Raw genomic sequence first — 14,324 nt, 5'->3', positions numbered from 1 at the left:
GAGAGAACAGAAAAATGAAAGTATCAGCAAAAATGACTCTAATTGCAGTCGCTGTAGGTCTATCCATATCCCCTAGCGTCTTGTCACAAGAGCAACAAGTAGCAAAAAGTGATTTAGGGTTTGAGCGCATCATTGTAACGGGAACATCTCGGCCAAAAGAGAAAATCGAATCAACTAATGCAATAACTACCTTTAACGAAGCAAAGTTAGAGCAATTGGCTCCGCACAGTGTTGCTGAATTAGTGCGAAGTATTCCTGGTTTTCATGCCGAAGACACCGGTGGAGAAACCGGTAACAACGTAGCCCCACGAGGCTTTCCGTTATCAACGCAAACAGAGTTTACAGCACTACTTCGTGATGGTATGACCGTGTTTTATAATCAAGATATTTTATTTACTCAAAATGATCGCTTTACCCGTTTGTCTAATTTTGTGGGCAGCGTTGAAGCTATTCGTGGTGGTGCCTCGTCAATTTTTGTTGGTAGCGCGCCAGCTGGGTTTATTAATTTTATTTCTCGTGAAGGCTCCGATGATACCCAAGGTGATGTGTTTTTTGAAACCAACAGCAACAACCGCCTAGGTGGACAAGGTTGGGTTAGCGGATCAATAGACGATCAGACAACCTATGCTGTTGGCGCTTGGTATCGCAAGGATGACTCCGCACGCGATCCGGGGTATACAGCTAACCAAGGTGGTGAGCTTAATGGTAATATTAAGCACTTTTTTAAAGATGGCAGCGGCTTTACCCGCTTTGAGTTTAATAAACAAAACGATAGATCATTCTTTTTTATTCCTCAGCCATTAATAGGCTCAACCACCAATGCTAAAACAATCCCAGGCGGGATGGATATCAGAGATGGCACCACCGGTAACTCAGCAGGTGCGCGTTTATTAACTCTTAATAACGCCCCAAGCGGCGACATTGATTTGGATATTGCAGATGGTAACTACGCTAATGTGACCTACTTTGGCAATACAACCGAAATTGAAATCAACGAAAACTTAGTCTTTTCAAATCAAATGCGTTATACCGATATGCTAACAACCTTTACCGGCATCATTAACGTAGGTAACGCCGAATCGTTAGCTAGTAAAGCACAAGCTATATATGCTGCAAATACTGATGTCCTTGCAGGTGCCATGGTTGATGGTAACCCAAGTTACGATATACGCGATGCAGGAAACGGCTTTGTATTGGCTGATTCAAGCAACGTAAATACCTACAACACCAATGGATACGGAATAAACGCAGGCTTTTGGCATAGACGTTTTGAAGGCGATAACTTTCAAAACGAAACCAGATTCAACTACACCTTTGATGATGTAGGCGAAGGGACTCTTTATGCTAATTTTGGCTTATTCTTCTCTAATATTAATGGCCATGTTACCGACTATCGAATTAATACTCTGCAATCAGTAGAGCCCCTGCCGCAGCGCTTAGATGTTGTATTTACAGATGCACAAGGTCTTGACATTGCCAGCGGTACTTACAAAGGTATTCAGGCTGGATCACATGGTTTTGCCGATATTGTTTATAGTGAAAATACCCTTGCGCCCTTTGCTGACTTTGAATACGATCTTGAAGATGTGTCGTTTAATCTGGGCCTAAGGTACGAAACCCTCAAAGCAGATGGGGAAGCGCAAAACCAAGCTAATTACACAATTGACAGTTTTGCCAGCGATACTGATACCGTCAATGGGAATATTACCCTGCCCTTTGGTGATGGGACTTACCGAAACTTTGATGTTGAATACAACGAAATGGCATGGACAATTGCAGCTAACTACAAATTTAACGACGACTTAGCGGTATTCACTCGATATGCAGATGGTTTTCGTATGCCTGATGTAGATAAATACATGGCGATTACCAACCTAACTAGTCAAGAGGAAATTAATCAATTTAATAACTCTGAGAGACGCGAAACACAACCAGCTTCAACGGTAATGGCCGAGGTGGGCATTAAATATAACGAAGGTGATGTCGCAGCATTTGTAACCGGTTACTTCGCCGCTGCGGATGATTTATTCTTTAATGTACCTACTGTTGAAAATGGTCAAGTAGTGCAACGTCAAGCCTTTAGAAACACAGAAACCTTAGGTGTAGAAGCCGAATTTAACCTGCAAATCACCCAAGACTGGCGCATTGGTGTATCTGCAACGTACCAATCACCCGAATTTGTAAACACACCAGCGGCGCAATACTTGGATGCTAATGGAAGCTCTGCCTCTATTGATATAAACGGCAACTTACCTGTACGTGTGCCTAAGCACTTTGGCCAATTAACTAGTAGCTATCAGTTTGAAGATTTTTCGTGGGGTATGGCAGCTATTCATGGTAGCTACTCTTGGAGCGGTAAACGTTATGCCGACGACGCCAACACAGCAGAACTGCCTATGTATGGCATGTTAAACCTTGGTTTATCCCTTGAAAACGAAGACGGTTATTACCTTCGTGCCGATGTTAAAAACCTAAATAACTCAGAAGGCTTATCAGAGGGGGATCCTCGCGCAGGGGAAACGGTAGCAGGTCAAGCAACTACATTTAATGCGCGCGTTGTCTTACCTCGTACCTTTAGCCTTACTATTGGTAAGCGTTTTTAATTTTACTCTAATCTAGGGTATCGTCATGCAAAGCGATACCCTCGCAATTTTTAGGAAAATATAATGGAAGTAGTTGCAATTGGTGAAGCTTTAATAGATATACTCTCACATGACTGCATGCACAATAAGGCATCAAATAGCGAACTAGACTTCACACAGTTTGCCGGAGGCGCACCCGCTAATGTTGCTGTAGCCGTAGCAAAGCTTGGTGGTTCAAGTTATTTGCTTGGTAAAGTAGGCAATGATAAATTTGGTCGCTTTTTAATAAATGCACTCAAAATGTATAATGTAAACACATCTTATGTTGGCTTTTCAAAAAAAGGGAAGACGGCACTCGCGTTCGTATCGTTGGATGAAAACGGTGAACGTACATTTGAATTTTACGATAAAGATGCTGCACATTACGATTTACAAATAACCGATTTAGAGCCCTCTTTATTTTCAACACCTAAAATTGTGAGTTTTTGTTCAGGCTCTTTTGCAAAACCTTTAGTATTAAATACAACCTTACATGCGCTAAAACACTTTAAAGAATCAGGCTCGGTTACATGCTTTGACATTAACTTTCGTTCAGCCTTCTGGGATGAACCACTCACAGCTAAATCTGTTATTGAGGATGTTGCTAAAACAGTTGATGTTATTAAAGCGAGTAAAGATGAGCTGATCTCGCTTTATGGAATAGAGCATATTGATACCACTATTAGAAGTTGGGTAGATAGTGGCGTAGCTTTAGTTTTAATGACCGATGGTGGCGAGCCTATTACTTTTTCATCTAGCTCATTTAGTGGTACTTATCCTTGCCCTAAGGCATATGTTGTGGATACCACAGCTGCAGGCGATGCGTTTGTAGGTGGTTTTTTATATCAAATATCTTCGCTAGTGAGTAATAAAACAGAATTTACTGACTGGGCAAATAACTTTACTAACGTTTCAAAGGCTATCGACTTTGCTACTAAATGCGGAGCCAAAACAGTAGCAACGTTTGGAGCCTTTGATGCCCTACCTACATACCATGATATCTCGGCGAGTACCCTTAAATCTTCGTGTCGATGTTAAAAACCTAAATAACTCAGGAAACTTATCAGAGGGAAGTTTCACTCAGGTGAAACGGTAGCAGATCAATCAATTATATTTAATGCGCGCGTTGTCATATCTCGTGTCTTTAGCTTTACTATTGGTAAGCGTTTTTAATTTTACCCTAACTGAGGGTATCGTCATACAAAGCGATACCCTCGCAAGTTTTAGGAAAAGATAATGGAAGTAGTTGCAATTGGTGAAGCTTTAATAGGTGTACTCTCACATGACTGCAAGTGCCAAAATTGCTTAAGTATCACGGTAATTCTCCCTATTTATAATACTTCTTTTATTGGCGACTCATTTTAGTATCACCTTAACATGAGTTGCCTATATCAAAATCGTTTTTACACTAGTCTTCTTTTACATTTAATACGTATTGGTTTTGTCCTATTATTTATAATGCCACGGTTTTAATATTGCCAGTATGAAAGAAAAAATAAACATCGTGTGGTTTAAACGTGATTTACGTCTTAGCGATCATCAACCATTAAAAAATGCATTTAGTAATGGCTTACCGACCCTGTTATTTTATAACTTTGAGCCATTACTGCTCGAAGATGCACACTACAATGAACGGCACTGGCGCTTTGTGTATCAATCGATAGTTGAGTTAAATAATCAGCTAGCGCGTTTTAACGCCTGTGTTTATATATTTAATTTAAATATGAACGATTTACTTGAGTCGATAAAGACGCAGTTTGAAATAGTTAATATTTTTAGCCATCAAGAAATAGGCTTAAACAACACCTTTGAGCGCGATAAGGCAATAAAAGTATGGTGCCAGCATAACCACATTAATTGGCAAGAGTCGCAAACAGGCGCGGTTATTCGCGGCAAAAAAAATCGTAATAACTGGAATGAACGCTGGCAGCAAACAATGCAAGCACCTATTGCTGTTCCTAATTGGAAGAGTATAAAAACAATTACCCTCAATAACTACCAAGCACCTGAGCTGCCAAGCGCTTACACGCAAGATCACGACAGCTTTCAACAAGGCGGCCCGTTGCATGCACGCCAAGTAATGCAGAGCTTTTTTACCGAGCGCGGTAAAGGTTATCAAAAAGGAATATCGAGCCCAAGTTTAAGCCAAACCCATTGCTCTCGGCTTTCGCCTTATTTAGCGTGGGGGAACATTAGCCTTAGGCAAGTGTATCAAATGGCAATTGATGAATATCACTCAAAGCACCCCGATAAAAGAGGCTGGAAGCGCCCGCTTGCTGCGTTTGTATCGCGCTTGCATTGGCACTGCCACTTTATGCAAAAGTTTGAAAGCGAATGCTCTATGGAATTTTTAGCCCTTAATTCGGGTTATCACGTATTTCCGTATCGCGATGATGAACATGTTAAAAACGATATTGAACGCTGGGCGCAAGGTCAAACAGGTATTCCCATTATTGACGCTTGCATGCGCTGCTTAAAAGCCACCGGTTATATAAACTTTAGAATGCGCGCCATGCTTGTAAGCTTTGTAACCCATCATTTAAATATAAGTTGGCAGCAAGCAAGCTTTCCGCTCGCTAATTACTTTTTAGATTTTGAGCCCGGAATTCACTACCCGCAAATTCAAATGCAAGCCTCGGTAACAGGCATTAACACCATTAGGCACTACAACCCAATTAAGCAGTCAGAAGATCAAGACCCAACAGGCTCGTTTATTAAAAAGTGGTGCCCAGAGCTTGAAAAACTCCCTATTGAATATTTACATCAGCCTTGGGAGCAAACTCCAATGGAAGCACTCTTTAACGACTTTAAATTAGGGGAGGATTATCCCGAACCCATGCTTGATTTAACAGCAGCCTCAAAAGAAGCACGCGAACGCTTATGGCAATACCGTGAGCGAGCCGATGTTAAACGCGCCATAGGGAAAATTCTTAAAAAGCACGTTGGGGGTACTCAAAAAGTTACTCGAACAAAAAGTAAAACGGATACTAAAAATAACAGTAAGGCTAAGTAAGCATGGCGCACAAAAAACTAAACTTACCTCAAAAAATGTGTCCTATTTGTAATAAACCTTTTACGTGGCGTAAAAAATGGCAGCGCGACTGGGATAACGTTATTTACTGTTCAGAGCGCTGTAAGCGAAATAAACAGGGGTAACAATTAACTGGCGCCTATTTTGCAACATCATCAGTAATTAGTGCTTTTAAGGCTTTATATAAGTTTATTTTGTAAATAACGCTTAGATAACCTGAAAAGCTTACACTCTAGCAAGGAGAAGATGATGACGATTAAAAAAACGGCAAGTTCAACATGGTCTGGCGACATTAAAACAGGCAAAGGTAGCATATCAACTCAAAGTGGCGCGCTTAATAAACAACCTTATGGTTTTAATACCCGCTTTGAAGATGAGGCGGGCTCAAACCCTGAAGAATTAGTAGGTGCAGCGCACAGTGCATGTTTTAGTATGGCGCTTTCACTTGCATTAGGTGATGCAGGCTTTACCGCAGATAAAATTGATACTAAAGCCACTGTAAGCCTTGATGAAGTAGATGATGGTTTTTCGGTGACGCATATTGCCCTTGAGGTAAAAGCGCGTATTGATGATATTCAAAACGAGCAGTTTCAAGCTTTATGCGAGCAAACCAAAAAGAGCTGCCCTATTTCAAAACTCTTAAATACCGAAATATCACTAGATGTGACACTTCAATCAGCATTTTAAATATTTAGGTTTAGATTACTGTAAATAAAGCACATTAAATTAAAGCCAAGTAAATTATTACTTGGCTTACTAATCATCAAGATACTTTTTTAGAGCTGCTTATACCTAAGACTTCAGATAATAAAGCGATCCCCATGCCAAGCGCGGGCCAAATCACCCATAAGGTGTTTGGTGATGTAATTAAATTAATTAATCCTAAAAACACTAAAGCAACTGCATACTGTTTAAAACTTTGAAATATTGTTGTTGATGTATTCATGTTTATCCTCCTGTTAATGTATAAATCTATTTTTATATAAAAACGAAATGCAAACTCCTGCCAAATGTCATTAAATAGCATGACATTAGTCATCATATTACTCACATATAAATAATCACTTATTACGTTAAAAAAAATATAAGCTAATACTTTAATCTATTTGTGTTAGGATCTACCCTCAACTAACTTTAAAAATAAACATCAGAGGATGAACTAAGTGATCGAAAAATCAAAAGATTGTGAAAAAGTGACATGTAGTAATTGTGCTGACGCCAACGATCTTGAATTTGATTTTTCTATGGCTTTTCAACCGATTATAAACTGTAAAACTCGCCTAATTTATGGCTATGAAGCATTGGTTAGGGGTTTAAATGGCGAGTCTGCTTATTCAATTATTTCAAAAGTGAATGAAGACAACCGCTATGCATTTGATCAGCTTTGTCGTATTAAAGCCATTCAACTAGCCGCAAAGCTGGGCATAACATCAATGCTAAGCATTAACTTTTTACCTAATGCTATTTATAAACCTGAGCGATGTATACGCACCACACTCGAAGCTGCAAAAAAGTATAACTTTCCTATTCAAAATATTATGTTTGAATTTACTGAAGTAGAAAAAATAGAAGACACCGCACACATTAAACGCGTTGTTGATTACTACCGGTCTCTCGGATTTAAAACCGCCACTGATGACTTTGGTGCAGGTTATTCTGGTTTAAATCTACTAGCTGACTTTCAAACAGATATTATCAAGCTGGATATGGCGCTCATACGCGATATTAACAACGACAAAAAACGCCAACTAATAGTAACTCATTGCTTAAATATGTTTCGCGATTTAAACATAACCGCACTAGCTGAAGGCATTGAAACAGTACAAGAATATACATGGCTTAAAAACGCAGGTGTTGAGCTTATGCAAGGGTATTTATTTGCCAAACCAAGCTTCGAAAACTTGCCTGAGGTAACCTACGTTTTTAATTAGGAAAACCTACAATATGCAAACACTTTATTACAATCATTTAATTGCCTTATAAAACTGCATTAATATAACACCCATTCTAGTAACAAGTTTACTCAATTATAAGAAGGGATACTTGCGCTTTTTAATGCCACTCTCTTTGCTTGCACTTAGCTGTGCAGCATCAGTAAACGCTGAACAATCAGCGTCAAAGCAATGGTTTAATACAATTAACTACGCAAAAATTGATTCACGCTATTACAGCGATAATGTGTACGGATTATCTACGCATTATTATTTTGAAGAGCAACAAAGCTCTGGCGTGTGGGATGATTATGGCTACCTAGATACAGATAGTAACATAGGCTTAAATTACTTTAATTCAGATGGTTATAGCCAAAAAGGAATATTTGGAGAAGGCTTTTACGGTAATGCTTTTGCAACCATAGAGCTGCCTAATATTGGCGATACTGATACCTACTCACTTGGTTTAGGTTACTTATTTGCTGATTCGTTAAAGGTATCTGCACGCATGGTAGATTATGAATATGGTGATACGGTTTATCTATTTAAAGCGCAATATAATCATCAAATTAATGACACCGATTACATTGGCTTTACGGTTGAAACTGATGATGAAATAGACTCGTGGGACTTATCATCACGTTACTTTGCTCACCTTTACGATGATAGCTACTTTACTATAAATATTGATTACCTAGATGCTGGCGATGACCCTTTCTTTAATGTGCTGGCAAATTATTACTTTAATAAACATGTAGCTGTGGGTATTGGCTTAAGCGACTCAGATTTAGTTGTTGAGGGTAAATACTTTATTAACGATAGCTACTATTTTAGCGCTAATTACACTGATAAAAATAACTATGACATATACAACCTTAGTTTTGTAGCCCAGTTTTAATAAACAAAAAAAGCCGCCTTGCTGGATTCACTTCAGCTAAATAAGGCGGCCTTTATATTAAAAAATCTATAGCTTACATATTACCTAGCTCAATCATCATCGCGGTATACATGCGTAAATTAAGCTCCAATTGCTCAAGCGTAATAAATTCATGCTCTGAGTGGCCTGTATAACGCTTGCCTGGCATTGAAGGGCCAAACGATACGGCATTATCAAATAGTTTTGCGTTAGTGCCTCCGCCAATTGATACAAAGTCAGCTTGTTCGTCACCTGTAAAATGTTTAAAAATATCGAGCAGCTTTTGTGCGTGTGGTGCGTTATCTAACAGCATAGGTGTACCAATAATGGTTTCAACTTTAGTAAGCGTTACGTTATTTGCAGTTTCCCATTCATTGATAGCGCTATTTATTTGTTGTTTAAGTACGCTTTCATCTTTACCAACTGGGCGGCGGGCGTTAATGGCTAATGTTAGTGCATTACCATCGCGTTCAATTACAGTAGGAGCTACGCTCATTGGGCCCATAAATTCGTGCTCGTAGGCAATATTACCAAATTGCTTACCATGAATATCTAAGCCAATTAACTGGTTTACAAATTTTATAAGCTGGCCATCGCTATTATTTTCAAGTGCGATGTCTTTAAATAACTCACTCAAGTGTGCAATAGCATTAACGCCCGACTCTGGCTCTGATGAATGCGCAGACATGCCTTTAACAGTTATTTTTAAGCTTTTACCTTGCTCTTCAAAATTAAACTCAACTTCACTGAGCGTTTTAGCTTTAGCTTTTAATGAATCAATTACAGCAGTGCTTGCATTGTGAAGTACTAAGCTTGCATCTTCTGGTATTTGGCTTTTAAACGCCCCACCAGCAACATCACTTACATAGACGCCAGTTTGTTTTGAAGTAGCGTTAAATGTAGGTGCAATTAAGCTCCAGCCTTTTTCAGCAACAACCACGGGGTATGATGCATCAATGGTTACTGCATACTTTGGTTGCTCATAGGTTTTCATAAATTCAGTAAGAGGGCCCCAGTCAGACTCCTCGGCAAGGTAAATCATCAGCTCTATGCGGTTATCAAGCTCTATGCCTTTATCTTTAATTGCTTTCATGGCGTAAAGCGCAGTGGCTATGGCGCCTTTGTCGTCTTCGGTACCGCGCCCTACTAATTTGCCAGGCTCTGAGGTATCAATAATAAATGGGCTTTGCTTCCACTTACTCGCATTAGCTGGCTGAACATCACCGTGTGTTACTACTGTTACTTTGTCTGCTTGTTTACCCATACCAATAAGCACGGTATAACCTAGGTCTTGGTAATCAAACCCAAGCTCTGCGGCTTTCATTTTTAATACAGATTTAAAGTTAATAAAGTCTGGGTTTTGTGGTGCGGATATTGAGTCTTTATTTACTGTAGGAAAAGCCACTAAGTTAGTTAGCGTATGTACTTGAGCATTTTGGTAGGTGTTTACAGCGTAATCAGCAACACTATCAATATTTTTATGTAACTGTGCATGCGCGCTAAACGCAAATAAAAGAGCACTGGCTAAAGCTAACTTTTTCAAAACTTATTCCATTTAATTAATAACTAAGAGCTTTAATTATAGCGCCCACACAGCATTTCAAACAGTGCTTTGCGATGGACTCACAACTTATAAGCGTAAAATATTTATATAGCGGGTTTAGTGTAGATAGCAGTATAATGCGCGACTTAAATTTATTTAGCTTAAAGGTTTTAGCTGTGAACCGTCGTAAAAAAATCGTCACTAAATTTCAAAAGAAAGATAAACGCGCTAATGCCAAATTACATAAAAGCGGCAAACCTGCTTATGTATCTAAAGCACAGCGCGAAAAGTTAGCTTTAGAAGCCGAGCAATCTCCTTGTGCCGATGAGCAAAGCACGACTACTGATTAATATTTAGCGTTAAGCCACAACACAGTGATGGCTTAACTGTTCAATAATTATTATATGTGCCTAAAAAGCATAACTTGCACTGATATTAAATGAGCGCCCCTGCCCAGCTAATTGAGTAAACCCCGTGCTACTGTCTTGTTTTAGTGCAGCAATACTTACTCCCCCTAATGGCAACTCGTAAAACTCATCAAATAAGTTAGTTACTTCAGCACTAAGCGTTAGTGTATTAAAGGTGGCTTTAGAGCTTAAATTCACTAAATTATAGCTGTGCGTTTGGCTTTCAAGGCGGTTAAAGTCAACACGTGATTTTGTATCTACCCACTCCCACGACAGCGCATTTTCAAATAATCCTATTTGCTGGCTTAATGTTAGCTTTGTATGCAATGGCTTAATTTGATATAGCGGCTGGTTAGTATCATCGCGCTTACCACGGGTACTTGTAACGTTTGCTGTTAATACCCATTCGCCAAACGACTTAGATTGATAAAGCGACTTACTTACATCGATTTTGGCACCATATAATGTGGCGTCAACATTACTAAACTGCAAAATATTACGTGATGTGTTTGCTAACCCATAACTATTAAAACTACGTACAATATTTGCGTCAATGTAGTCGTTTACATCGGTGTACCACACATTAGCACTTACACGCCAAGCATCATCTTTAGCTGTTTTTGAATATGTTGCACTAATGGTATTTGCGGTTTCTACATCAAGCTCTGGGTTACCAATATAACCATTTGCATCGCCGTACCAGCCAATCATAGTGGTGGCCATATTACTTACACCCCAACTGTAGCGCTCATATAAATTGGGTGCGCGGTTTTTGCGAGCAAGGCCTAATTGCAGCTCGTCATATAGTGTAATTTGGTAATTAGCTAATAAATTAACATCAACAATGGTGTCCGTTTTATTTCTATCGGCATTATTAAAGTCATTTGCCGCCATCGCATTATTAGCAGTGCTCATTGAGCTCATATTGCCCATATCCATCATACTCATGCCATCGTTATAGGCCTGTACTTCATCAACTTGCGTATTGACACGCTCAACCCTAACTCCAGTATTTAGCCACAGTTTTTTATTAATTTGGCTTTCATATTCTGCAAATAGGGCAATGCGCTCACGCTTACCATTATTGATGTTTACATAGTCATTTGGCCCCATCATGGTTGAGCCTTCAATAGCCGGCCACCAATCATCAATGCGGTAGTTATAGTATTCTTGACCAAGCAATAGTGAGCTATTTTTATCAAGCGTAATATGCCATTTAAGCTGCGTGCTTATATCTTGCGAGTCTGTTTCCATGGGCATCATGCCGGTTTTTTCTTTACTAAAAAAGCCCATTTCGTGTTTAACGCTGTGCCAGTTAACCTGCCCTTCAAACTCGCTATTTTCAAAACTGCGCTTATATTGGGCAATAGCGCCGTAACTGGTGTTATCAGTCATATCCATATACTGATTTGCAAACCCTTGGTAGGGAATTTTTTGATGTGTAAGCTTTATAACTAATTGCTGTTTATCATCGCGCATAGCTGCGGTTAAACTGTGGTTTTGAGCACGGTACAATGTGTCAAGCACTACATCGCCGTTACCATTTTCATAACTATCTGCATCGCTAAACGACCCTTGGTAGTTAAAACTAAACGTATCACTTGCTAAACGTGCTCCCACGCCTAGCTTTCGGCCATTATCAATACTACTGTATTTTGCCGATACATAACCTGAGTGCCAGGCTAAATCGCTACTTTCGCCGTACTGTGGTGAAATAGAATTAACGCTTATTACACCAGCAATGTTATCGCCACCTGCGCTTATTGGTGACACTCCAGCAACAACCTTGTAAGACGTTATTTGATTTGCAGATATGTAAGAAAGAGGCGGGTTCATATGATTGGCGCACGCTGCTGTTACATCTGCGCCATCAACAAGTACTTTTACCCTGTCGCCCATTAAACCATTTAGAATTGGCAAGTTAGAGACCCCGCCCGCAGCAGAAAAATCAACACCTAAATTACTAAGTAATGACTCTGAAGAGCCAAGTGATAAATGTTTATTTTGCGCATGCCCGTGCACTTCAATAACTTCTAAGTCGTTATCATCAGCGAGCACCGTAGGCGATAAAAAGCCGCTAATTAGTAGCGCTAAAGGAGAGAGTAAATAAGTAGATTGAATGTTTTTTTTGTGATTCATTTATAATTTATGCCACTGTTATATATGGCATAAATTATATAATGCGAAAGCGCTATTAAAGCGCGACATAATGTCGCACTTTGTTAAGTAACCAGGTGTAACTAACTATTAAGCTGTGCTACGGTTTGCGAAACAACATCTGCACCGCGCTCAATTTCTTTAATCACCTCAGAAACATTAGAAATTAATTCTCTACCTTGTTCAGACGAGTCTGACACTGAGGTAATCTGCTTAGAAATATCGTTTGTTAGTTCTTGATTGTTTTTAACCACAGTCGCAATTTCGTTAGTTGATTTACTTGTACTTGCTGCAAGCTGCCTTACTTCGTCTGCAACCACAGCAAAGCCCCTACCATACTCACCTGCGCGAGCCGCTTCAATGGCGGCATTAAGTGCTAATAAATTGGTTTGATCGGCAATACTGCTAATGGTCGATACAATCGAGCCAATAACCGCTGATTGCTCATTTAGGTTTTTAATTAAATCTACCGACTTAAGCACTTGGCTTACAATTGCATCTGAGTTAGTAATGGCACTTTGTAGTATTTCAGAGCCTTGCTTAGCCGTTTCTACCGTTGCCACTGCCGACTCATGTGCAATTGCTGCTGCATCACTTACTGCAGTGTTGTCGTTTATACGGGCCGTTATATCAGACGCAAACTTAATAATTTTAACAACATTACCTTTGCTATCTAATATGGGGTTATAGGTTGCTTCTAGCCAAATTTCTGAACCATCAGAGGTAATGCGTTTAAATTTTCCAGACTTAAACTGACCTTGTGCTAGCTCGTTCCAAAACTGTGGGTTTTTCTCATAAAATAGTGAGGTACAAAACATCTTATGATGCTGCCCTACAATATCCTTTAAGCTGTAGCCAATTGTTGATAAAAAGTTTTGATTGGCGGTTATAATATTTCCTTCGGGCGTAAATTCTATGGTTGCTAAAGCTTTATCAAGTGCCTTTGCTATCGCTTCTTGCGCCTGCCTTTGTATATAGTTTGCAGTAATATCTGAAGCTATTTTTATAACCTTTGTGACAACACCATTTTCTTCTACAGGAAAATATGTGGCTTCTAACCAAAGCTTATCGCCGTTGGCTTTAAAACGTAAAAAAGAACCGGAAGTCGATTTACCTTGTTGTAGGTTCTGCCAAAATTGACTGTATACATTTGAGTTTGCATATTCAGGTTCACAAAACATTCTATGATGCTCACCTACAATCTGCTCTTTACTATAACCAATAGTCTCTAAAAATAGTTTATTAGCGTCTAAAATTATTCCTTCAGGTGAAAATTCAATATATGCAACGTGCTTGTTAATTGCTGACAAGATCGATTGCTTTTGAATTAATTGAAGCTCCAGCTCTTCAATTTTTGTATTCTTTTGAGAAATACCAAACATGTAAAAACCTTAAGAAATAAATTAAAAGTAATAAAGTGACATGCAAATGTAACTACATTGTAAATATAGGCTTAAAATAGATGATAACCTAATATTTAAAATTCTTATAGCTTCATGCTTTATAAATAGTTTTTTTACTTTTAAGATTATTGGCAGTTATTTATTCTAATTAACATTTAAAAAACCCTGTAAAACCATTAACTTTATGCATGACTCAATACTCTTTTTAAATTAAAATACCCACCTCACTGAACATCTACTCTCACACCAAAATTTAAGTTTATACACGGCACTTCCCTATTCGAAGTTTGCTGTGCTGTTCTATTTTAAAATTAT

General features: G+C 39.0%; 12 protein-coding genes. 8 read left to right on the top strand and 4 right to left on the bottom strand.

From position 1 onward, the window contains the following. Window positions 1–14 precede the first annotated feature (14 nt). The 5 genes from ALFOR1_RS04675 to ALFOR1_RS04655 all read left to right on the top strand — a co-directional run bounded on the left by ALFOR1_RS04675 (window position 15) and on the right by ALFOR1_RS04655 (window position 6,339). Entirely contained in the window at window positions 15–2,603 is a 2,589-nt protein-coding gene (locus ALFOR1_RS04675) for a TonB-dependent receptor (protein WP_104642213.1), read from the top strand. Window positions 2,604–2,666: 63 nt separating this feature from the next. Continuing rightward, on the top strand, window positions 2,667–3,659 hold the full coding sequence (locus ALFOR1_RS04670) for a carbohydrate kinase family protein (protein ID WP_024598256.1): 993 nt from the start codon (window positions 2,667–2,669) through the stop codon (window positions 3,657–3,659). A gap of 445 nt (window positions 3,660–4,104) precedes the next feature. After that, complete coding sequence (locus tag ALFOR1_RS04665; RefSeq protein ID WP_104642212.1) at window positions 4,105–5,634, top strand: cryptochrome/deoxyribodipyrimidine photo-lyase family protein; 1,530 nt, start codon at window positions 4,105–4,107, stop codon at window positions 5,632–5,634. 2 nt (window positions 5,635–5,636) lie between these two features. Continuing rightward, window positions 5,637–5,777 (top strand): DUF2256 domain-containing protein, encoded by a 141-nt coding sequence (locus ALFOR1_RS04660; protein WP_007376862.1) that lies wholly within the window; start codon window positions 5,637–5,639, stop codon window positions 5,775–5,777. Between the two features lie 124 nt (window positions 5,778–5,901). Further along, window positions 5,902–6,339 (top strand): OsmC family protein, encoded by a 438-nt coding sequence (locus ALFOR1_RS04655; protein WP_024604686.1) that lies wholly within the window; start codon window positions 5,902–5,904, stop codon window positions 6,337–6,339. Window positions 6,340–6,415: 76 nt separating this feature from the next. Here the strand turns inward: ALFOR1_RS04655 and ALFOR1_RS04650 are convergent, their stop codons facing one another. Beyond that, the gene (locus ALFOR1_RS04650) at window positions 6,416–6,598 is read right to left on the bottom strand and encodes a 2TM domain-containing protein (protein ID WP_002958152.1); all 183 of its coding nucleotides are present in this window, start codon (window positions 6,596–6,598) and stop codon (window positions 6,416–6,418) included. A 217-nt stretch (window positions 6,599–6,815) separates the two neighbouring features. Here ALFOR1_RS04650 and ALFOR1_RS04645 point away from each other — a divergent pair, with 217 nt between their 5' ends. Both ALFOR1_RS04645 and ALFOR1_RS04640 read left to right on the top strand, forming a co-directional pair. Further along, window positions 6,816–7,583 (top strand): EAL domain-containing protein, encoded by a 768-nt coding sequence (locus ALFOR1_RS04645; RefSeq protein WP_104642211.1) that lies wholly within the window; start codon window positions 6,816–6,818, stop codon window positions 7,581–7,583. Between the two features lie 112 nt (window positions 7,584–7,695). Further along, window positions 7,696–8,481: a putative porin gene (locus ALFOR1_RS04640; protein WP_104642210.1), complete on the top strand. Its 786-nt coding sequence runs from the start codon at window positions 7,696–7,698 to the stop codon at window positions 8,479–8,481. Between the two features lie 73 nt (window positions 8,482–8,554). On the opposite strand, the gene ALFOR1_RS04635 is transcribed toward ALFOR1_RS04640, so the two are convergent. Next, complete coding sequence (locus tag ALFOR1_RS04635; RefSeq protein ID WP_104642209.1) at window positions 8,555–10,042, bottom strand: dipeptidase; 1,488 nt, start codon at window positions 10,040–10,042, stop codon at window positions 8,555–8,557. A 176-nt stretch (window positions 10,043–10,218) separates the two neighbouring features. On the opposite strand from ALFOR1_RS04635, the gene ALFOR1_RS04630 reads away from it, so the two are divergent. Further along, complete coding sequence (locus ALFOR1_RS04630; protein ID WP_082660550.1) at window positions 10,219–10,392, top strand: DUF2986 domain-containing protein; 174 nt, start codon at window positions 10,219–10,221, stop codon at window positions 10,390–10,392. A 60-nt stretch (window positions 10,393–10,452) separates the two neighbouring features. On the opposite strand, the gene ALFOR1_RS04625 is transcribed toward ALFOR1_RS04630, so the two are convergent. Continuing rightward, complete coding sequence (locus ALFOR1_RS04625) at window positions 10,453–12,588, bottom strand: TonB-dependent receptor (RefSeq protein WP_104642208.1); 2,136 nt, start codon at window positions 12,586–12,588, stop codon at window positions 10,453–10,455. Between the two features lie 101 nt (window positions 12,589–12,689). Then, the gene (locus ALFOR1_RS20610; protein ID WP_104642207.1) at window positions 12,690–13,988 is read right to left on the bottom strand and encodes a methyl-accepting chemotaxis protein; all 1,299 of its coding nucleotides are present in this window, start codon (window positions 13,986–13,988) and stop codon (window positions 12,690–12,692) included. Window positions 13,989–14,324 lie beyond the last annotated feature (336 nt).

This window comes from Pseudoalteromonas carrageenovora IAM 12662 (assembly GCF_900239935.1).
Classification (GTDB): Bacteria; Pseudomonadota; Gammaproteobacteria; order Enterobacterales; family Alteromonadaceae; genus Pseudoalteromonas; species Pseudoalteromonas carrageenovora.
The sequence above is the reverse complement of the archived record's forward strand: the minus strand, read 5'-3'. Positions and strand labels throughout refer to the sequence as shown.